The following is a 21251-nucleotide window of genomic DNA, read 5'->3' as shown; positions in this document are numbered from 1 at the left end:
AGATGGGAAAAATAAAAGAGTTACAAACCTCTTTAGCAAATAAAATTGCTGCGGGTGAGGTAGTAGAACGACCAGGTTCAGTAGTGAAAGAATTGTTAGAAAATGCGATAGATGCGCAAGCAACAGAAATAAATATTGCAGTTGAACAATCTGGCGTATCTTCTATCAGAGTGGTTGATAACGGAACGGGAATTAGTGAAGATGATTTAGCTTTAGTCTTTCATAGACACGCTACGAGTAAACTAGATGACGATGATGATTTATTTCATATTAGAACATTAGGTTTTCGTGGGGAAGCATTAGCTAGTATTTCATCCGTTGCAAAAGTGACTTTGAAAAGTTGTACAGATAATCTTGAAGGTCATGAAGTTTATGTTGAAAATGGTGCGATTTTACAACAAAAACCTGCAAAAGCAAAACAAGGTACAGATATATTGGTGGAAAGCTTATTTTATAATACGCCAGCTAGACTAAAGTACATTAAAAGTCTATATACAGAATTAGGTAAAATAACAGATATCGTTAATAGAATGGCTATGAGTCATCCTAATATTCGATTTACTTTGACTGCTGATGGCAAAGAAATTATTAAGACAAATGGCTCTGGTCGTACGAACGAAGTAATGGCTGAAATCTACGGTATGAAAGTAGCAAAAGATTTGGTACATATACAAGGAGATACTAGTGACTATCATTTAGAAGGGTTTGTCGCTAAACCAGAACATTCTCGTAGTAATAAGCATTATATTTCAATATTTATTAACGGACGTTATATACGCAATTTTGTGTTAAATAAAGCAATTTTAGAAGGCTATCATACATTATTAACTATTGGTCGTTATCCTATTTGTTATTTAAATATTGAAATGGACCCAATATTAGTAGATGTTAATGTTCATCCGACAAAATTAGAAGTTAGATTATCAAAAGAAGAACAACTGTATAAATTAATTGTCGAAAAAATAAGAGAAGCATTTCACGATAAAATCCTTATCCCACATAATGATTTGGATAAAGTAAATAAAAAAAATAAAGTGCTTGACCAATTTGAACAGCAAAAAATTGACTTTGAACAACGTCAACAGTACAACGATCATCAAGCATCTACTGAGGCAACGTCAAACTATCCGTCATCTAATGAACCATCGAGCCAAGTAAAAGATCAATCAGAATCGGGTTACACTAATCAGTCTTCCTCAACATCGATTCCAGATACAGCGCAACAAGAGGAGACTGACGCAGATTATAAGGCAAAACAACGCGAGGTACTATCTAACTTAACAGATGAGGATGATGTACCAATTGTTAACGTTGACAATGAAGTTACAGCATCTGATATTAAAGACCAACGTTCACAAACACCATCACGTCGAGTACCCTATATGGAAATTGTAGGTCAAGTGCACGGTACGTATATTATCGCTCAAAATGAAGATGGTATGTATATGATCGATCAACATGCTGCTCAAGAAAGAATTAAGTATGAATACTTTAGGGAAAAAATAGGTCATGTATCGAATGAAGTTCAAAATTTATTAATTCCTTTAACTTTTCATTTTTCTAAGGATGAATTAATGATTATAGAGCAATATAAAGAAGAATTAGCTAAAGTTGGTGTTCAACTTGAACCATTCGGTGGACATGATTATATTGTTGATAGTTATCCAGTGTGGTTTCCAAAATTAGAAGCAGAAGAAATCATTGAAGATATGATAGAATATGTGTTGGAACATAAAAAAGTAAATATTAATAAAATTAGAGAAGAAGCAGCCATTATGATGAGTTGCAAAAAATCTATTAAAGCCAATCATTTTTTAAAACATAATGAGATGGCAGATTTAGTCGACCAATTACGTGATGCAGAAGATCCTTTTACGTGTCCACATGGACGTCCCATTATCATTAACTTTTCGAATTATGAATTAGAACGATTATTTAAACGTATTATGTAGGAGGAGAGACAAATGAAGCCACATATACTACCTGCAATCCGCACAATGAAAGATTTAGAAAAACTTATTGAGACAGATTATAATGAATGTGTGTTGTTAGACACACATGTAGGACACGTAAAAAGTATTATGGACTTGTTAAATAAACATCAAATGAAAACATTTATTCATATTGATTTAATAAAAGGTATGAGTCATGATGAATTCGCATGTGAATATATTATTCAAAACTACCAACCTGCTGGAATTATCTCCACAAAAACAAAAGTAATAAAAAAAGCCAAGGCATTAAATACAACAACAGTGCTAAGAGTATTTATTATTGATAGCCATGCTTTAACGCGTAGCATAGAATTAATTAAACGTGTCGAACCAGATTTTGTTGAAGTATTGCCAGGAATAGCTAGCAAAGCAATTCGAGCTATAGATGAAGAAACTGACACAAAAGTAATTGCTGGGGGATTAATTAAAGAAGTATCTGAAGTAGAACAAGCAGTAAGTAATGGTGCGAAATATATTACAACAAGTGATCGCGATTTATGGTGATAGAAAAATTGACTACCGTTTAAATTTTAAAACAGTAGTTTCAGACTGTCGATAAAGTTTCCAACTTTGTTGGCAGTTTTTTATGCACGCTTTCCGCGGGCCCTGCCTTAGCCTGTAGTCTTCAGCTAGCGCTATTCCCGCAGGAGTCGGCATAAATCACTGCCGATACTATTTATTTAATTCATAGTCCATTTGGTATCACAAAAATAATAGCTAAAGTGGATTACCATGCAGGCATCAGTTATATTTTTTAGATAAAACATCACATTTAGGAACTGTTCAGTAACAAACGATACACGGTGTTGTCACAATACAGATTTCTGTCACACTCCGCAGCCTGTCGACAAAGTCACAGACTTTGTGGGCAGTTTTTTTATGCACGCTTTCCGCGGGCCCTGCCTCAGCTTGTAGTCTTCGGCGAGTGCTATTCCCGCAGGAGTCGGCATAAATTACTGCCAATCTATAAAAATGACTTTAGCAGAATTAATACTTAAGATCTGTTTACTGACAAAAAACAAGATGTTATAGATAAAGTTTCCATAGATATCACGCTTATGTGTGCTGACATAAATCTTCAAAACGTAATGTGGTTAGTAAAAGGTTGTGTAATGATCTGAAAGGCTATTATTTGAAAAACTTTTTAAATAAAAATAAAAAAATCTTCAGTGACTATAGCTTGTATAATCACCAAAACTGGACTTCTTAAGATACGTATTTTATTTAGAATGATTTAATTGTGACAAATTTTTTAACGATAATATTGACAACGCTTACAAACAAAGTGTAAAATGAGGGCAAGTTAATATTAGAACAGAGATGGGAGATTTCTACGATTTATTAAACCGGTGGTTCGAAGCGTTCAACTGGCTATAATTTGTAGGAGTCTCTTTATCTTTATTAGGAGGAATCTCTATGAGTGTATATTTTGCAGAGTTTTTGGGGACTTTGATTCTTGTTCTTTTTGGTGGTGGCGTCTGTGCTAACGTCAACTTAAAAAGAACTGGTGGTTCTGGAGCAGATTGGATTGTTATTGCTGCTGGATGGGGATTAGCAGTTACATTTGGTGTTTACGCGGTTGGCAATATTTCTGGAGCACATATTAATCCTGCGGTTACAATAGCTATGGCTATGGATGGTGCAGTGACTTGGGGAGTAGTACCTGGTTATATCATCTGTCAAATTCTAGGTGGTATTGTCGGTGGTGCAATTGTATGGTTAATGTATTTACCACATTGGAAAGCAACTGAAGATCAAGGCGCAAAATTAGGTGTGTTTTCAACGGCACCAGCAATTAAAAACTATTTCGCTAACTTTTTAAGTGAAATTATTGGTACTACAGCATTGACGTTAGGTTTGTTATTTATTGGTATGAATAAAATAGCTGATGGTTTAAATCCACTTATCGTAGGTGGCTTAATCATTGCTATAGGGCTAAGTTTAGGTGGACCAACAGGTTATGCAATTAACCCTGCTCGTGATTTAGGTCCTAGAATTGCACATGCAATTTTACCTATTTTTGGTAAAGGTACTTCGAATTGGGGTTACGCAATTGTTCCCGTATTAGGACCGATTGCAGGAGGAATGTTAGGTGCAGTAATTTATAGATTGTTCTACAAAGGCGCATTTGATATCATGTCTATTGTTACAATTGTAGTGGTCATCATTACACTTGTTATTGGCGTATTATTAAATAAAGCCGATAAAACTGGAGAAGTTGAAGCAGTTAAATAACAAATAAACATAGTCATTGAACAATAGTTTATTTATAATTTTGCAGGGTACAGGATTATAATTGAAAACTAAGCATACTTGAGATGTTAATTGTTCTAAGTATAATCAACCGAGAGAAAGGGAGTTAATTAATATGGAAAAATATATTTTGTCAATAGACCAAGGAACAACAAGTTCACGTGCAATATTATTCAACAAAGATGGAGAGATTGATGGTGTTGCTCAAAGAGAATTTAAACAATTCTTTCCTAAATCAGGTTGGGTAGAGCATGATGCGAATGAAATTTGGACATCTGTATTAGCAGTTATTGCAGAAGTATTAAATGAAAAAAATGTTAGTGCTGAACAAATTGCAGGCATCGGAATTACTAACCAACGTGAAACTACAGTAGTATGGGATAAAAAATCTGGTCGTCCAGTTTACCATGCTATCGTTTGGCAATCTCGTCAAACTCAAGGAATTTGTCAAGAGTTGAAAGAACAAGGACTTGAAGAAAAATTCCGTGAAAAAACAGGACTATTGTTAGACCCATATTTTGCTGGAACAAAAGTAAAATGGATTTTAGATAACGTCGATGGGGCGAGAGAGCAAGCAGACAATGGAGATTTATTATTTGGTACTATTGATTCATGGCTAGTTTGGAAGTTATCTGGTGGACAAGCACATATTACAGATTACTCAAATGCAAGTAGAACTTTAGTATACAATATTCATGAATTACAATGGGATAAAGAATTGTTAGATATACTTAATATACCTGAAAGCATGTTGCCTGAAGTTAAAGAATCAAGTGAAGTTTATGGTAATACTATTGATTATCATTTCTTTGGTCAAGAAGTACCAATTGCAGGTATTGCAGGTGACCAACAAGCAGCGTTATTCGGTCAAGCATGCTTCAACCGTGGTGATGTTAAAAACACATATGGCACTGGTGGATTTATGTTAATGAACACTGGTGAAGAAGCAGTAAAATCTAAAAGTGGTTTGTTGACTACAATTGCATATGGACTTGATGGTAAAGTACATTATGCACTTGAAGGTTCGATTTTCGTTTCAGGATCTGCAATACAATGGTTAAGAGATGGTTTACGTATGATAAATTCAGCGCCACAATCTGAAAACTATGCTGAACGTGTAGAATCTACAGAAGGTGTTTATGTCGTACCTGCTTTTGTAGGACTAGGCACACCATACTGGGATGCTGAAGCAAGAGGAGCAATCTTTGGTTTAACACGTGGTACTGAAAAAGAACACTTTATTAGAGCTACATTGGAATCATTATGTTATCAAACACGTGATGTATTAGAAGCTATGGAAAAAGATTCTGATATTAAAGTAAATAACTTACGTGTTGACGGTGGCGCAGTTAAAAACAACTTCATTATGCAATTCCAATCAGATTTGTTACACGTTGAAGTAGAGAGACCAGAAATAAATGAAACAACAGCATTAGGTGCAGCATACTTAGCCGGTTTAGCGGTTGGTTTCTGGGAAAGTAAAGATGAAATCGCTAATCGTTGGAAATTAGAAAAATCATTTAATCCAGAAATGGAAGAAGCTGAAAGTACTAAATTGTACAAAGGTTGGAAAAAAGCTGTTGAAGCAACACAAGTTTTTAAGTTAGATGAAGAGTAAAAAATATTGGACTTAAAATAATTAACTATGCTACAATTAGGGTAAGTTAATAATACAAGTGAGAAGTAGAGACTCTGTTCGTACAAAATTATATGTATAGGATAGGTCTCTACTTTTTTAATTTTATAGGAGGCGCTCGGATTATGACTTTATCAACACTTAAAAGAGAGCAAATTAAAAAGGATTTAAAAGATAACTCATTTGACGTTGTTATCATCGGTGGTGGAATAACTGGTGCTGGTATAGCGTTAGATGCTAGTGAAAGAGGTATGAAAGTCGCATTAGTTGAAATGCAAGACTTTGCTCAAGGTACAAGTTCTCGTTCCACTAAATTAGTACATGGTGGATTACGTTATTTAAAACAACTACAAGTAGGTGTAGTAGCGGAAACAGGTCGTGAACGTGCCATTGTATACGAAAATGGTCCACATGTAACTACGCCTGAAAGAATGTTATTGCCAATGCATAAAGGTGGAAGTATGGGTAAATTCACTACTTCTATTGGATTAACTATGTATGATAGATTAGCTGGTGTTAAACGTTCAGAACGCAAAAAAATGTTGAACAAAAAAGAAACATTGGCCAAAGAACCATTAGTTAAACAAGCTGGATTAAAAGGTGGCGGTTCTTATGTTGAGTATCGTACGGATGATGCACGTTTAACAATCGAAGTAATGAAACGTGCTGAAGAAAAAGGTGCGACAATTATTAACCACAGTAAATCAATGCATTTCACATATGATAATAATGAAAAAGTGAATGGTATTAATGTAGAAGACCAAATCTCTGGTGAAACTTATACAATTGGTGCTAAAAAAGTTATCAATGCAAGTGGTCCATGGGTAGATGAAGTACGTAGTGGTGACTATGCACGTAATAATAAACAATTACGTTTAACAAAAGGTGTCCACATTGTTATCGATCAATCTAAATTCCCATTAGGTCAAGCAGTATACTTTGATACTGAAAAAGATGGTCGTATGATTTTTGCAATTCCACGTGAAGGCAAAGCGTATGTTGGTACAACAGATACGTTTTATGACAACGACAAAACATCACCTTTAGCAACACAAGAAGATAGAGATTATTTAATAGATGCAATTAATTATATGTTCCCTGATGTTCAAGTTGAAGATAGCGATATTGAATCATCATGGGCAGGTGTTAGACCACTTATTTTAGAAGAAGGTAAAGATCCTTCAGAAATTTCTCGTAAAGACGAAGTATGGGAAGGTAAATCAGGCTTATTAACTATCGCAGGTGGTAAATTAACTGGATACCGTCATATGGCATTAGAAATTGTTGATTTATTAGCAAAACGTCTAAAAGAAGAATATAAATTAAAATTCAAACCATGTGAAACAAAACATTTACCAATTTCAGGCGGTGACGTTGGTGGTAGTCAAAACTTCGACAATTATATTGAAGAAAAAGTGAAAGACGCTAAAGCTTATCAAATTGATGAACCATTAGCACGTCATATTGTATCTAAATATGGTTCAAATGCAGAAGAACTATTCAAAATTGCACAAACAGCTCAATATCAAGATACAGGTTTACCTTTAGATATATATACTGAACTTATTTATTCAATTCAAAATGAAATGGTATATCGTCCAACAGATTTCTTTATTCGTCGTACAGGTAAATTATACTTCAAAATTGATGACGTCTTAAATTACAAAGAACAAGTTATCGATGTTATGTCTGAATTACTTGGTTATAGTGATGTACAAAAAGAACTTTATAAACAAGAATTAGAAACTGCAATAAATGAAGCACAAACAGGCAATAATCAACCAGCAGTTAAAGAATAATTAAACAATGCATAAATGTTAATTAGCTATAAGCTAATTGATTAATAACAAATAAATAGCCATATATGAGGCGAGTAGATGAAATCAACTATTGATTTCACTCTCGTCTTTTTTATATTGATAAATCATAATTGTGTTTCATAACAGACTATAAATAATGATTAAATGATTAGGGTATAGATATTTAATAGCAAGTTAAAGATGTTATACTTATATATGAATACAAGCTGAACACATATTATATCAACAAACTATAAGTCACAAATGGAGGGCTAAAACCATGGGTCAAAAAGAATTAAATATCACAGTTGCAGATGGCACAATGATACCAGTAAAACTTGATAAAGCTAAAAAAACTACTATTGGTGTCATACATATATTTCACGGTATGGCTGAACATATGGATAGATATGATGCGTTGGTAATGTCGTTAAACCAACAAGGTTACGATGTAATACGTCATAATCATAGGGGACACGGACCAACATGTAATCAAGAAGATAGAGGTCATATAGATAGCTTTGAACAAGTAGCAGATGATGCGTTTGAAATAGCGCAAACATTATGTACAAACCATGAAGGATTACCTTATATTGTTATAGGCCATTCTATGGGTTCTATTATTGCACGTTTATTTGTCACGAAATATCCTGATGCTGCAAATGGTTTGATTCTAAGTGGTACAGGTTATTTTTCAAAAATTGCAGGTTACTCAATTGCAACATTGTTGAAGATAATCACGTTGATATTTGGTAAAAGCAAGAGATTGAAGTGGGTAAATAATCTAATGTATAAAACACTGAATAAAAAAATCAATAATCCTAAAACGACTAGTGATTGGATATCTTCAGATGAACAATATGTCAAAAATTTTATTGACGACGAATATACGGGCTTTCTCGTATCTAACCAATTGATCTATGAAACAGTCAGATACATTAATAAATTAAATAGACAAAAATATATACGTAAAATGCATAGGGCAATGCCGATTTTGATGATTTCCGGTAAAGATGACCCATTAGGTAACTATGGTAAAGGTATTCATCGTCTTGGTAAGATCTTCAAACAAGGTCATATAAACCATGTGACCATTCAAATATATAAAAATAAAAGACATGAAATATTATTTGAGCGTGAGCATGAAATAATTTGGCAACATATGTATGATTGGATTCAAAAACAGATTTTAACAGCAAAATGATATAGGAAAAGTGAGTGATTTGAAGTGCAACAAGATAAACCATTTATCATAGTTATAGTGGGACCAACGGGTGTAGGTAAAACAGAACTTAGTATAAAGTTAGCGAAAGAAATTAATGGGGAAGTTATTAGTGGTGATTCCATGCAAGTTTATAAAGGTATGGATATCGGCACTGCAAAAATATCAGTTCCAGAAATGGAAGGTATAACACATCATATGCTTGATATACTAATGCCTGATGAGACTTTTTCTGCATATGATTTTAAAACACGCGCACAACAATTGATATCTGAAATTACTGCTCGTGGAAACGTACCTATTATTGTAGGCGGTACAGGTCTTTATATACAATCGTTAATTTATGATTATGCTTTTCAAGATGAGACGATAACAGAAACAAAAGCAAATGAAGTTGAGCAGCGATTGACGGAGTTGGAAGCACTAAATAATCATGATTTACATGAGTATTTAAAAAGTTTTGATCCAGCATCAGCTGAAGCAATACATCCCAATAATAGAAAAAGAGTAGTGCGTGCAATTCAATATTATTTAAAAACCGAAAAACTTTTAAGTGAACGTAAGAAAGTTCAACAATTTACAGAAAATTATGATACATTATTATTAGGGATGGAAATGACGCGTGAAACATTATATGAAAGAATAAATAAAAGAGTTGATATAATGTTGCGTGATGGATTATTAGAAGAAGTTCAACAACTTGTAGACAAAGGTTATGAAGAATGTCAAAGTATGCAAGCAATTGGTTATAAAGAAATAATCCCAGTTGTTAAAGGTTCTGTATCACTTGAGGAAGGTACGGAGAAATTAAAACAGCATTCCCGCAATTATGCCAAGCGTCAAATGACATGGTTTAAGAACAAAATGAATGTGCATTGGTTAGATAAAGAGAAACAATCACTTTTTTCAATCTTTGATGAAATTTCCGTCTTAATACAGAAAAGGAGAAGGTAATATGCATGCAAAGGAAAACAACCAAGATCAATTACTAAATCAATTTAAAACTGAAAAGACAGATATTATTGTTTTTCTAGTTAATGGTTTTCAAATGAAAGGTCAAATTGAAAACTTTGATGAAAGTAGTGTGACTTTATTTTCCCAAAACAAGCAGCATCTCATTTATAAACATGCCATCAGCACGTTTACAATCGATGATGGGGAATAATATAAAACATTAAAATTATAAAAGGTTGCAATATAACTAAGACACTTTTTACGACTAAAGTCGAGACGAAGGGGTTCAGTTATATTGCAACCTTATTTTTATAGTAATGTTTCGATATCTTGCTTAAATTGATTTGGTTTTTTCTGTGGAGAAAAACGATTGATTACATTTCCTTCACGATCAACTAAAAATTTAGTAAAGTTCCATTTGATTTTTTCGTTAAAAAAGCCATTTTGTGCTTCCGTTAAAAATTTATACAATGGATGTTGATTTTCCCCTTTGACATCAATTTTTTCATGAATAGGGAAAGTTACTCCGTAATTAATCTTGCAGTTTTGTGTAGCTTCTTCACCAGTTCCAGGTTCTTGCCCGCCGAATTGATTACAAGGGAAACCAAGTATTACGAAGCCTTGATCCTTATATTCTTCATATAGTGCTTGTAAATCTTCGAATTGTGGAGTGAAGCCACATTCACTTGCTGTATTAACAATTAACATAACTTGGCCTTTATATTTATCCAAAGTGTAACTGCTACCATCAGGCATTTGTACGTTTATATCATAAATGTTCATTATGCTTTCACCTCTTTATATTACTAACTTAACATACTTTACTACTGTAGTCTTTAGATATACACTATGGTAAAATAGCTTAGAAAACTTTAAAGAGAGGTGGCATGTTATGAGCCAAGCTAAAAGCTATACGACGAAGAAACAATTAGAAACGGCGGTATTAGTTGGCGTACATGCTGATGATGAACTACATTTTGATTTCACTTCTACAATGGAAGAATTAGAGTCTTTATCAACGACTTGTAAATTAGATGTGAAAAGTCAATTTACTCAAAACCGTAATCACTTTGATAATAAATATTATGTTGGAAAAGGTAAATTGGAAGAAATAAAAAATTATGTTGAGCATTTTGAAATAGATGTAGTAGTCACAAATGATGAATTAACTACGGCTCAATCTAAATCTTTAAATGGTCAACTGAACGTTAAAGTAATTGATAGAACTCAATTGATTTTAGAAATCTTTGCGTTACGTGCTCGCAGTAAAGAAGGTAAATTACAAGTTGAATTTGCGCAACTTGATTATTTACTACCAAGACTACAAGGACATGGTCGTAGTTTATCTAGATTAGGTGGAGGCATTGGTACACGTGGTCCAGGTGAAACAAAATTAGAAATGGATCGCCGTCACATTCGTACACGTATGAATGAGATCAAACATCAACTATCCACTGTAGTAGAGCATCGAGAGCGTTATCGTCAGCAAAGGGGAAAAAACAATGTATTCCAAGTCGCTTTAATTGGTTATACAAATGCAGGAAAATCATCGTGGTTTAATGCGCTAGTAAATGAAGAGACTTATGAACAAGATTTATTATTTGCTACGTTAGATCCTAAAACACGCCAGTTACAAATTAATAACGGATTTAATTTGATTATTTCTGATACTGTAGGCTTTATACAAAAACTGCCTACGACTTTAATTGCTGCCTTTAAATCAACGTTAGAAGAAGCGAAAGATGCTGATTTATTACTACATGTTGTAGACAGTAGTCATCCTGAATATAAAACGCAATATGATACCGTTAATCGTATCATTGGAGATTTAGACATGGGTCAAATTCCGCAAGCGATTCTTTTTAATAAGAAAGATTTGCATAGTGGTGAAATACCAACGTCTAGTCATCCTAATGTCTTTGTATCTAGCAAGCAACAAGACGATATTGAAAAGGTAAAATCATTGTTACAACAGCAAATTAAAAAAATATTGTCGTATTACGAAGAAACAGTAAATAGTGCAGATGCAGATCATTTATATTATTTGAAACAGCATACATTGGTTACTGAATTAACATTTGATGAAACTGAAGAAGTATATAAAGTTCAAGGTTATAGAAAAGAATAGAGAAAGAAGTTATGAAAAATGGAATATATTACGCAACTGATAGAAGAAGTCGAAAGTACATTAACGCCTTATTTTAAATCAATTGATGACACTGCTTATATTAATCAAGCAAAGGTGTTAGATGCTTTTCATGCAGTGAAAGTTTCTGAAAGTGATTTACAAGGAACTACTGGATATGGATATGATGATTTTGGTCGTGACCATTTAGAAGAGATTTATGCACAAGTGTTTCAAGCAGAGGAAGCACTCGTTCGACCGCAAATAATTTCCGGTACACATGCCATCACTCTTGCATTGCAGAGTACTTTAAAGCATGGTGATGAATTGATGTATATTACAGGTGCACCATACGATACATTGCTCGAAGTTATTGGAGTGAATGGTAATGGTATCGAAAGTTTAAAGGAACATGGAGTAACCTATAATGAAGTACCATTAACAGATGGTGCAATAGATATTGAGAAAGTACTGACAGCCGTAACACCTGCAACAAAAGTAATAGCTATACAACGCTCGCGAGGTTATGACCAACGACCATCGATAAATTTAGCGCAAATCGAACAGGCTATTTCTGAAATTAAAAAGCATTATCCTGAAATTATTGTATTTGTCGATAATTGTTATGGTGAATTTGTAGAAGAGAGAGAACCTATTGAATGTGGTGCTGATATCATTGCAGGCTCGTTAATTAAAAATCCCGGTGGAGGTCTAGCTAAAATTGGCGGATATATTGCGGGTCGCTCTGATTTAATTCAACGATGCGGTTATCGTTTAACAGCGCCTGGTATCGGTAAAGAAGCTGGAGCATCATTGAATAGTTTACATGAAATGTATCAAGGATTCTTTTTAGCACCTCACGTAGTCAGTCAAAGTTTAAAAGGTGCGTTATTTACAAGTTTATTATTGGCAAAAGTTAATATGCAGACTTCGCCAGCATTCGATGAACATCGTACTGATTTAATACAGACAGTATCCTTTAAAGATAAAGCGCAAATGATTCGTTTTTGCCAAAGCATCCAACATGCCTCACCTATTAATGCTCATTTCAGTCCAGAGCCGGCTTATATGCCTGGTTACGAAGATGATGTGATTATGGCTGCTGGTACGTTTGTACAGGGATCTTCTATTGAGCTATCAGCAGATGGTCCAATACGTCCACCATATGAAGCATATATACAAGGTGGCTTGACTTATGAACATGTTAAATTAGCAGTAACACGAGCAGTAGAACAATTACAACAAGACAACTTATTGTGATATTAAGTAATAATTTAGTTTGTTTAGTTTTTTTCTTCGTTAAGAAGGAAAAATTAAACAAACTTTTTTTATAAAATTAGCTATATTTTTGAATAATCTGAAAATTTTAGTGCGTTTATAGCTCTCAAGGCTTGGTATCATAGGATTTAAATTTTATGTCAGAAAACCTAACATATTTTTGAAATACGAGTTAGTCTATGCTAAATTATTAATAAGTTCAAAAATAGAGGTGAGGGAATGAAGTCAAATGATGCATTGAGACGTAATATGGCTGTCTTCTCTATGAGTGTAGTAAGTAAGTTAAGTGAGTTGTCTCCAAGACAAATTCGCTATTACGAAACACATGAACTTATAAAACCGACTAGAACTGATGGAAATAAAAGATTATTTTCATTAAATGATCTGGAACAATTATTAGAAATTAAAAACTTAATTGAAAAAGGTTTCAACATCAAAGGAATTAAACAAATTTTTAATGATGACCAAAATCATTTATCACAGGATGAACAAGAAATTCGAAAACAAATGATTGTAGATACTACCCAGAAACCACAACGAGAAACGATTCCGATTAATCGTGGAGATTTATCACGCTTTATCAAATAAAACACTGGAGGATTTTACGATGCCAAAACGTACATTTACAAAGGAAGACATTCATAAGTTTGCAAAAGAAGAAAATGTTAGATACTTAAGATTACAATTCACAGATATTCTTGGAACAATTAAAAATGTTGAAGTACCTGTAAGTCAATTAGAAAAAGTTTTAGATAACCAAATGATGTTTGATGGTTCATCAATTGAAGGATTCGTTCGTATTGAGGAATCAGATATGTACTTACATCCTGATTTAGATACTTGGGTAATTTTCCCATGGACAGCAGGACAAGGAAAAGTTGCACGTTTAATTTGTGATATTTATAAAACAGATGGTACACCATTCGAAGGGGATCCACGTGCAAACTTGAAACGCGTATTAAACGAAATGAAAGATTTAGGCTTTACTGATTTGAATTTAGGGCCAGAACCAGAATTCTTCTTATTTAAATTAGATGAAAAAGGCGAACCAACATTAGAATTAAATGACAATGGTGGATATTTCGATTTAGCACCTACAGATTTAGGTGAAAACTGTCGTCGTGACATCGTATTAGAACTTGAAGATATGGGCTTTGATATTGAAGCAAGTCACCATGAAGTAGCGCCTGGACAACATGAAATTGATTTCAAATACGCTGATGCAGTTACTGCATGTGACAATATCCAAACATTTAAATTAGTTGTTAAAACAATTGCACGTCAACATAATTTACATGCTACATTTATGCCAAAACCTTTATTTGGTGTTAACGGTAGTGGAATGCACTTTAACGTATCATTATTTAAAGGTAAAGAAAATGCATTCTTCGATCCTGAAAGTGACATGCAATTGACTAAAGATGCATATCATTTTATTGCAGGTAACTTGAAAAATGCTCGTGGTTTTACAGCAGTATGTAACCCATTAGTGAATTCATACAAACGATTAGTTCCTGGTTATGAAGCACCATGTTACATCGCTTGGAGTGGTAAAAACCGTTCACCATTAATCCGTGTACCATCTTCACGTGGATTGTCTACACGTGTTGAGATTCGTTCAGTAGACCCTGCTGCAAATCCATATATGGCATTAGCTGCTATACTTGAAGCAGGTTTAGATGGCATTAAAAATAAATTAGAAGTTCCTGAACCAGTTAATCAAAATATTTATGAAATGAACCGTGAAGAACGTGAAGCGGTTGGTATCCAAGATCTACCATCAACTTTATATACAGCAATTAAAGCAATGCGTGAAAACCCAACAATTAAAAAAGCAATGGGTAATCATATCTATAATCAATTTATTAACTCAAAATCCATTGAATGGGATTATTACAGATCTCAAGTATCAGAATGGGAAAGAGAACAATACATGAAACAATACTAGGTGCTAATCAAGAGGGGAAACACTTGATACAAAAGCAACCCGAGTCATTCTTTAAGAATGATTTCGGGTTGTTTTTTTGCCCCAATTATTTTTTAAGAGTCATTTGGGTGCAAATTGGGTGCAAACTTTTTAAAAAATCTCTTTTTCTTGTATGAATTTTTGAAAATCAACTTTAGCTGTTATTGTTCAAATAGATATTAAATATATGAACAGTAGCACAAATTTTACTAAATGAAAGTTTATTATTATCAATTTAGCTTGCTTATTTACTGTGCATATTAAAGCAAATATATTAAGTGTATGGAAGTTTCAAATTTAATCCACTTATTAAGTTTCCTATAATAAATCTATTTTTATATATTGGAGTTAAAGTAAGTAAAATAAATTTGAGATGAGCATTCAATTAACACAAGAAAGCGAAGATCTATATGCAGAATAACTTAATAAATAGCATTATAAAGTCATATATGGATGAATGTAATATAAAATTTGAACATAAGGTTAATTTTCAAATAGAAGAAGGAAACATAATATATGAAGTTTTGAATAGAAATATCTCAGGTTTTTCTAAAAAACAGTTATAACTTTAGAAATAATAATGAATCTTTTTGGTACTGTAGGAGTTAAGTTTAGACAGCAGACAAATTATGTTTTAAATTCGGATAATATCGATAATATTTTATTGATAATCTCTACTGTAGAATTTAATAAGTTAGAGCAACATTTCAAAGAACTATTTGAGTAAATAAAAGGCTATGCACCTCAAAATAAGCTGCTGGTGCATAGCCACATCGAAATAATTTAGAATGATGTTCCTACAGAAGGTAATACACGATATGATCTTCCATTAAGTGCTTTGGCAGTGCCTGATAATTTTGCATAGCCACCTTTATTTCTTTTCATATATACGACACCACTAGTGGATGAACCAATAGCGCCCGTTCCTATTGCGTTAACTACTCTTTTTTTACCAGAATAATATTTAATATTTACTTTACCAGAAAATAAATATGGAAATGCCGTTCGTGGTCGCACCATCCAATATAAACTACGTCCATTATTACCAGCGTTTATTTTAGCAACGCCAGCAGGACCATTTACAGTAGTACGTGATTGATAAAAATTATCGGATCCTTGTGTAACTGTATTATCGGATTTAGAAATTAAATTTGCTATTTCTTCATTATTATTAAACGAAATAACTAACACTTCATTATCTTCATATGTAATATCCCCTATTTTTTTAGCTTCTTACATAGTGACATTTTGGATGTCTGTTTTATTAAGTAATGAAACATTTTCATTTGAAGCATATGCTTTTGCATTCAAAATTATAGTTAGCCCTAGTAATAAAGTAAGCAAAAAATATAATTTATAAGTTTTATTCATGTTAAGTAGTACCTCCTAAATATTAAGGTTATTTGTTTACTTAGTATATCAATTAAGAGAGAATAATATATGTCAGTGGTGTAATATGTCATCAAAAAGGTGATAATAGTAAAATTTAGTTTTTGAAAAATATAGCCTTAAGTTTTTTAAGTATGGAATTTATTCTGAAGTTCAATATCAAAAAGTAATTGTAATATAGTAATACTGAGCTGCAATTAAAAATGGAGGGGATTTATTGGATTTTAAAAATTATAATTTTAGTACTGATCGTTTGAATATAAGACCATTAGATTTTTCGGATTATGATTCTTGGCTTTTAGGTTTTACTGAAAGAAAAACATCAAAATATAGACATGATAAGGGAAAAATAGATTTATCCAATAGAAATAGAAAGTGGTTTAATAATTTGGTGAGAAAGCATAAAAAATTATTTGAAAATGATGAGATTTATATTTTTTCTATTTTCGATAAAGATGGGAAACATTTGGGAATGATTGACATAGTTACTATTGAACGTGAGAATTTTCAATGGGGTGAATGTGGCTTTTATATACATAATCAGTTTTGGAACAATGGTTATGCTTATGAATCGATGTTAAAAGTTTTGGAAATTGCTAATAAAGAATTAGAGTTTCATAGGCTTGAAGCGCATGTTAATTTAGATAATAAACCGTCTTTTAAATTATTAGAAAAACTAGGATTTAAATTTGAATGTACCAGAAAAGGTTTTATATATGAGTTTGGGGAATGGACTGATAATTATATATATTATATAAACTTGCATGACGAAGACCTTTGATTTTTGAAATATTTCTACCTTGTATGATGCACAAATTTACTTTAAGAATTACTATATTTACTATAGTTGTATATACTGTTTACCTATTATAATAAATTCATTATGATGCAGTTATGGATATTTAATATCCATAGTTCCCTTTAGTTATATAGGTAAATTGTGAATTAAATAATTTTGCATAATCTCCCTTTCTCTGCAAGGGGGATTTTTATATATTAGGTTAGTTAATATATTTTGATTTAAATAAAGAAGTTTTATTGCTGTTATATTGAAAAAAGGTAGTAGTGTTAGAGTTTAAAAATAGTTAAGTAAGCGTTGTGATTAGGAATAAAAAAACAGCACTAATTAGCGTTGTTTAATTAAATATGGCGTGCACAAATGGTGTTATATATAATAATAATAAAGTAAAACTAATTGCTAAATAGAACATAAATGCACGCGTTTGTTTCATCTTGAAGAAAATAATCACCTCATTTAACTCAGTGATAAGATAATTGTAATGTATAAGTACAAAGGTAGTCAATTTTAAGAGCAAAAATACTGCTTCTTTTTATTTTGCATCACTTCTTATAAAAGGGTAAAATAACAATTGTATACAATTGTTATAAAAATAGGGGTGTGTTTGTTATGCAACAAGTTAAATTAAAAACAGTAACAGCTAAAACTATTGAGCAACTAGAAGAAAAAATTAATCAAGTTTTACAAGAGCAAGCTGAATTTCAGTTACTCAATACGACAATTAGAGAGTTTGAATCACACAAATATCCTACAACAGAGGACGAATTTACTGCAATGTTAACACTGGTCACAACGGTTAACTCATAGAAGCTCAAACTTTGTAGAACAACATGAAATTACCATAAGTTCAGTATAAAAAAATTATGTAAACTAAAGTACTATAAAAACTCGCACCCAAAATTGAATAGGTGCGAGTTTTTATATTTTATGAGCATTATATTCTTCAACAATCGTTAAAATTTTAATCACCTTATCTGAGGGTGTATCAATAGGTAATCGATGTTGCAATAAAGTGCCATCTGTTGTTTTAATCGTATAAAGTATATGTTGATCTTCTTTGAGGCATTTTATTATTTGCATATATTCTCTGTCCCTTCAGTTTCATAAATAACACAATTAATATTTGAATATGATAATCTGCAAATATTAACATATTATGTTATACCCTGTATATTCACTTTAAATCTTAAGCGTGCAAAATATAAATAATAAAACATAAAGATAAAACATTACTTACAAATTAAAGTTACTAATTTTTCTTATTAAATATTGATCGGATAACAAAAATAATGAAACCAATAAATATACCCATGAATATGGCTAACATAGCTGATACTAATAAAGGTAATTGCAACTGATATTGTAAAACAAGACCTATTATAATAGCAACGACGATAGCTATAAGCGTTATCATATTTTCTTTAAATATACTCAACTGTATCAACTCCATTCAAAAAAAATTATAACATTTAAAATAGTATTTAACATGTATTCATAAAGATTGTCACAAAAATGATGTATATGTAATTAGACATTACTTATTTTATATATATTGAAGTAAATATTGACGCCTGCATGGTTATTTTATATGATAAATCGGGACAATAAAAAAAGTAGGTGCCAACTATGAAATCAACCAAAAAAGTTTCAAGTATAATTGTAAGTATAGTTGTATTAGGAGTATTGATATTTCAATTTATTAATCACACAGGACCGTTTAGCAATAACGAAACGTCTTCAAAAAATGGACCTGAAGATGCGGAACAAGTACATATAGAACGAGTTGTAGACGGTGATACCTTCGTTGCTAAGGATAAGGATAATCAAACTGTAAAAATACGGTTAATAGGTGTTGATACACCTGAAACAGTTAAACCCAATACACCTGTTCAACCTTATGGAAAAGAAGCTTCAGATTACTCAAAAGAAAAATTGACGAATCAGGATGTCTACTTAGAATACGATAAGGAAAAAGAAGATAGATATGGTAGAGTGCTGGCATATGTATGGTTAGATAAACAAACTATGTTTAATGAGCAATTAGTAAAAGAAGGTTTAGCAAGAGAAAAATATTTTGCACCTAATGGTAAATATAGAAACTTATTTGAAGAAGCTGAATCAGCAGCAAAAGCTGAACATAAAAATATATGGAGTTAAAAAGAGTGGGACAAGAACCAAGTTGATTACTTTGGTTTTTGTCCCACTTTTTTATTACTGTAAAAATTTTGAACTTCTTATTTTTAGTAGCTAATTTATAATTTATAGCCAGCTTATTTTATTTAGATTTTGCACCTGTACGTAGACGTAAATCATATTCGATTTCTTCTAAACTACGACCTCTTGTTTCAGGTAAATATTTAATAACAAATGCTAGTGCCAATACTCCAATCATGGCAAAGATTAAGAAAACCCATTCTGTACTTAAAGCATTATTTAATATAGGGAACAGCTGCGCTACAATTAGTGTTCCTATATTTAAAACTAGTGTCGCAACACCTGTGGCAGCACCTCTAGCACGTGTAGGGAACATTTCAGGTAACATAACCCATAAAATTGGTCCCCATGTAATACCGAAAAATACAATAAATAGTGATAAGCAAATAATGATAATCCACGATGAAGATGTAATCCCTATAGTCCAAATTAATACGGCCATTATAATTAAAGATGTGACCATACCGATATTTCCTGTGACTAATAGCTTTTTACGATCAACTTTATCAACTATAAATACTGCTATAATCGTAACTAACACATTAATAGTACCAATACCCACAGTTCCTAAAATTGATGTAGCTTCTCCGAGACCTGCTTTACTAAAAATAGTCGGTGCATAGAAGATAATGGCATTAATGCCGACAATTTGTTGGAATAACGCGAATATACAGCCAATAATTAATGTTGGTCGCAGCCATGGCGACTTAATTACTGCCCAAGTAGACTCGGAAATAGCTGAAATTTCACGCATTTCCTTAATTTCAGTATTAATTTCTTCGTTATTATCAAAAGTTATTTTCATTACATCTCTTGCAGCTTGTTCACTTCGATGTTCGAGCAACCATCTAGGACTTTCTGGCATAAAGACGATACCAATTAGTAATATTATTGAAGGCACGACTGCTAAACCTAACATCCAACGCCAACCTTCAATATCAGCGAATGCATAATTAACTATGTAAGCACTTAATATTCCGATTGTAATCATTAATTGGTTTAACGTACCTAATGAACCCCTTAATTCAGTTGGAGCCATTTCTGATAAATAAACTGGCACTGTGGCCATAGATCCGCCGACTGCTAGACCGATAATTAACCGACCAATTACTAAAATAGTAATATTTGGAGCAATAAATAACGTGATTGAACCAATAATGTATATAATAGCAATAAAAAGCACTAAGCGACGACGACCTAACTTATCTGCTAAGGGACCACTCGCACCGGAGCCAATAATGGCACCTATTAACATTGATGATACGACTAACCCCTCTGTAAAACTGTTTAGTGGAATATCATTATCTATAAATAATAACGCTCCCGAGATGACACCGTTATCATAACCGTATAATAAACCACCTAATGCACCTAAAATAAAGATCAAATACTTCGTAATTTTCATTTTTAATCAACCCCTTTTAAATTAAAAATAATTATAGTTCAAAAATGAAAAATTTACAAAGTATAATGCCACATAAATTTATAATTATCATATAAATTAACGATTATTAATATTTCTGCTATGTGTATCCAACAGTTAATAGTTTTGAATAAAATTCAACCATTAAAAAGGTAGTATGTACTAAAATTGAGTACATACTACCTTTTTGATTGTTTAT

20 protein-coding genes are annotated in these 21251 nt (G+C 32.3%); 15 read left to right on the top strand and 5 right to left on the bottom strand.

All coding sequences use genetic code 11. The features are described from left to right. Positions 1 to 2 precede the first annotated feature (2 nt). The 8 genes from mutL to hfq all read left to right on the top strand — a co-directional run bounded on the left by mutL (position 3) and on the right by hfq (position 10069). Positions 3 to 1952, top strand: a complete 1950-nt coding sequence (gene mutL, locus CD036_RS02790; protein ID WP_103387940.1) for a DNA mismatch repair endonuclease MutL — start codon at positions 3 to 5, stop codon at positions 1950 to 1952. Between the two features lie 12 nt (positions 1953 to 1964). Beyond that, the gene (locus CD036_RS02785; RefSeq protein WP_002511025.1) at positions 1965 to 2498 is read left to right on the top strand and encodes a glycerol-3-phosphate responsive antiterminator; all 534 of its coding nucleotides are present in this window, start codon (positions 1965 to 1967) and stop codon (positions 2496 to 2498) included. Between the two features lie 912 nt (positions 2499 to 3410). Beyond that, positions 3411 to 4229, top strand: coding sequence for an MIP/aquaporin family protein (locus CD036_RS02780; protein WP_002511026.1), 819 nt, complete (start codon positions 3411 to 3413; stop codon positions 4227 to 4229). 133 nt (positions 4230 to 4362) lie between these two features. Beyond that, positions 4363 to 5865: a glycerol kinase GlpK gene (gene glpK / locus CD036_RS02775; RefSeq protein WP_021458838.1), complete on the top strand. Its 1503-nt coding sequence runs from the start codon at positions 4363 to 4365 to the stop codon at positions 5863 to 5865. A gap of 143 nt (positions 5866 to 6008) precedes the next feature. Beyond that, the gene (locus tag CD036_RS02770; RefSeq protein WP_021458837.1) at positions 6009 to 7682 is read left to right on the top strand and encodes a glycerol-3-phosphate dehydrogenase/oxidase; all 1674 of its coding nucleotides are present in this window, start codon (positions 6009 to 6011) and stop codon (positions 7680 to 7682) included. Between the two features lie 280 nt (positions 7683 to 7962). Next, the gene (locus tag CD036_RS02765; protein ID WP_103387939.1) at positions 7963 to 8886 is read left to right on the top strand and encodes an alpha/beta hydrolase; all 924 of its coding nucleotides are present in this window, start codon (positions 7963 to 7965) and stop codon (positions 8884 to 8886) included. A 24-nt stretch (positions 8887 to 8910) separates the two neighbouring features. Further along, positions 8911 to 9858, top strand: a complete 948-nt coding sequence (gene miaA, locus CD036_RS02760) for a tRNA (adenosine(37)-N6)-dimethylallyltransferase MiaA (protein ID WP_002511029.1) — start codon at positions 8911 to 8913, stop codon at positions 9856 to 9858. 1 nt (position 9859) lies between these two features. After that, positions 9860 to 10069, top strand: a complete 210-nt coding sequence (gene hfq, locus CD036_RS02755; protein ID WP_002511030.1) for an RNA chaperone Hfq — start codon at positions 9860 to 9862, stop codon at positions 10067 to 10069. A gap of 98 nt (positions 10070 to 10167) precedes the next feature. Here hfq and CD036_RS02750 read toward each other — a convergent pair whose 3' ends face one another. Then, positions 10168 to 10644, bottom strand: coding sequence for a glutathione peroxidase (locus tag CD036_RS02750; protein ID WP_031266487.1), 477 nt, complete (start codon positions 10642 to 10644; stop codon positions 10168 to 10170). A 106-nt stretch (positions 10645 to 10750) separates the two neighbouring features. On the opposite strand from CD036_RS02750, the gene hflX reads away from it, so the two are divergent. The 4 genes from hflX to glnA all read left to right on the top strand — a co-directional run bounded on the left by hflX (position 10751) and on the right by glnA (position 15209). Beyond that, positions 10751 to 11986, top strand: a complete 1236-nt coding sequence (hflX, locus tag CD036_RS02745; RefSeq protein ID WP_002511032.1) for a GTPase HflX — start codon at positions 10751 to 10753, stop codon at positions 11984 to 11986. A gap of 18 nt (positions 11987 to 12004) precedes the next feature. Next, entirely contained in the window at positions 12005 to 13243 is a 1239-nt protein-coding gene (locus CD036_RS02740) for a methionine gamma-lyase family protein (RefSeq protein ID WP_103387938.1), read from the top strand. A 237-nt stretch (positions 13244 to 13480) separates the two neighbouring features. After that, on the top strand, positions 13481 to 13849 hold the full coding sequence (locus CD036_RS02735) for a MerR family transcriptional regulator (protein WP_002511034.1): 369 nt from the start codon (positions 13481 to 13483) through the stop codon (positions 13847 to 13849). 19 nt (positions 13850 to 13868) lie between these two features. After that, positions 13869 to 15209 carry a type I glutamate--ammonia ligase gene (glnA, locus tag CD036_RS02730; protein WP_002511035.1) on the top strand — a complete coding sequence of 447 codons (1341 nt, stop codon included), beginning with the start codon at positions 13869 to 13871 and terminating at the stop codon, positions 15207 to 15209. Positions 15210 to 16010: 801 nt separating this feature from the next. On the opposite strand, the gene CD036_RS02725 is transcribed toward glnA, so the two are convergent. Then, positions 16011 to 16418, bottom strand: coding sequence for a hypothetical protein (locus CD036_RS02725; RefSeq protein ID WP_103387937.1), 408 nt, complete (start codon positions 16416 to 16418; stop codon positions 16011 to 16013). A 415-nt stretch (positions 16419 to 16833) separates the two neighbouring features. On the opposite strand from CD036_RS02725, the gene CD036_RS02720 reads away from it, so the two are divergent. Beyond that, positions 16834 to 17397 (top strand): GNAT family N-acetyltransferase, encoded by a 564-nt coding sequence (locus CD036_RS02720; protein ID WP_103387936.1) that lies wholly within the window; start codon positions 16834 to 16836, stop codon positions 17395 to 17397. A gap of 627 nt (positions 17398 to 18024) precedes the next feature. Next, positions 18025 to 18222, top strand: a complete 198-nt coding sequence (locus tag CD036_RS02715) for a hypothetical protein (protein ID WP_103387935.1) — start codon at positions 18025 to 18027, stop codon at positions 18220 to 18222. 111 nt (positions 18223 to 18333) lie between these two features. Here CD036_RS02715 and CD036_RS13105 read toward each other — a convergent pair whose 3' ends face one another. Together CD036_RS13105 and CD036_RS02710 are read right to left on the bottom strand one after the other, a co-directional pair. Beyond that, on the bottom strand, positions 18334 to 18495 hold the full coding sequence (locus tag CD036_RS13105) for a hypothetical protein (protein WP_021458834.1): 162 nt from the start codon (positions 18493 to 18495) through the stop codon (positions 18334 to 18336). A 169-nt stretch (positions 18496 to 18664) separates the two neighbouring features. After that, the gene (locus CD036_RS02710; protein WP_103387934.1) at positions 18665 to 18850 is read right to left on the bottom strand and encodes a hypothetical protein; all 186 of its coding nucleotides are present in this window, start codon (positions 18848 to 18850) and stop codon (positions 18665 to 18667) included. A 191-nt stretch (positions 18851 to 19041) separates the two neighbouring features. On the opposite strand from CD036_RS02710, the gene nucI reads away from it, so the two are divergent. Then, positions 19042 to 19572: a thermonuclease NucI gene (gene nucI, locus CD036_RS02705; protein ID WP_103387933.1), complete on the top strand. Its 531-nt coding sequence runs from the start codon at positions 19042 to 19044 to the stop codon at positions 19570 to 19572. A gap of 118 nt (positions 19573 to 19690) precedes the next feature. Here nucI and glcP read toward each other — a convergent pair whose 3' ends face one another. Further along, positions 19691 to 21034, bottom strand: coding sequence for a glucose transporter GlcP (gene glcP / locus CD036_RS02700; RefSeq protein WP_103387932.1), 1344 nt, complete (start codon positions 21032 to 21034; stop codon positions 19691 to 19693). Positions 21035 to 21251: the final 217 nt, after the last annotated feature.

The sequence above is a fragment of the Staphylococcus arlettae genome, assembly GCF_002902345.1.
Classification (GTDB): domain Bacteria; phylum Bacillota; class Bacilli; order Staphylococcales; family Staphylococcaceae; genus Staphylococcus; species Staphylococcus arlettae.
The sequence above is the reverse complement of the archived record's forward strand: the minus strand, read 5'-3'. Positions and strand labels throughout refer to the sequence as shown.

Excerpts from the sequence above, each read along its gene's own strand:
- mutL (WP_103387940.1), top strand. The coding sequence starts at position 3 with ATGGGAAAAATAAAAGAGTTACAAACCTCTTTAGCAAATAAAATTGCT.
- CD036_RS02785 (WP_002511025.1), top strand. The coding sequence starts at position 1,965 with ATGAAGCCACATATACTACCTGCAATCCGCACAATGAAAGATTTAGAA.
- CD036_RS02780 (WP_002511026.1), top strand. The coding sequence starts at position 3,411 with ATGAGTGTATATTTTGCAGAGTTTTTGGGGACTTTGATTCTTGTTCTT.
- glpK (WP_021458838.1), top strand. The coding sequence starts at position 4,363 with ATGGAAAAATATATTTTGTCAATAGACCAAGGAACAACAAGTTCACGT.
- CD036_RS02770 (WP_021458837.1), top strand. The coding sequence starts at position 6,009 with ATGACTTTATCAACACTTAAAAGAGAGCAAATTAAAAAGGATTTAAAA.
- CD036_RS02765 (WP_103387939.1), top strand. The coding sequence starts at position 7,963 with ATGGGTCAAAAAGAATTAAATATCACAGTTGCAGATGGCACAATGATA.
- hfq (WP_002511030.1), top strand. The coding sequence starts at position 9,860 with ATGCATGCAAAGGAAAACAACCAAGATCAATTACTAAATCAATTTAAA.
- hflX (WP_002511032.1), top strand. The coding sequence starts at position 10,751 with ATGAGCCAAGCTAAAAGCTATACGACGAAGAAACAATTAGAAACGGCG.
- CD036_RS02740 (WP_103387938.1), top strand. The coding sequence starts at position 12,005 with ATGGAATATATTACGCAACTGATAGAAGAAGTCGAAAGTACATTAACG.
- CD036_RS02735 (WP_002511034.1), top strand. The coding sequence starts at position 13,481 with ATGAAGTCAAATGATGCATTGAGACGTAATATGGCTGTCTTCTCTATG.
- glnA (WP_002511035.1), top strand. The coding sequence starts at position 13,869 with ATGCCAAAACGTACATTTACAAAGGAAGACATTCATAAGTTTGCAAAA.
- CD036_RS02715 (WP_103387935.1), top strand. The coding sequence starts at position 18,025 with ATGCAACAAGTTAAATTAAAAACAGTAACAGCTAAAACTATTGAGCAA.
- CD036_RS13105 (WP_021458834.1), bottom strand. The coding sequence starts at position 18,495 with ATGCAAATAATAAAATGCCTCAAAGAAGATCAACATATACTTTATACG.
- nucI (WP_103387933.1), top strand. The coding sequence starts at position 19,042 with ATGAAATCAACCAAAAAAGTTTCAAGTATAATTGTAAGTATAGTTGTA.
- glcP (WP_103387932.1), bottom strand. The coding sequence starts at position 21,034 with ATGAAAATTACGAAGTATTTGATCTTTATTTTAGGTGCATTAGGTGGT.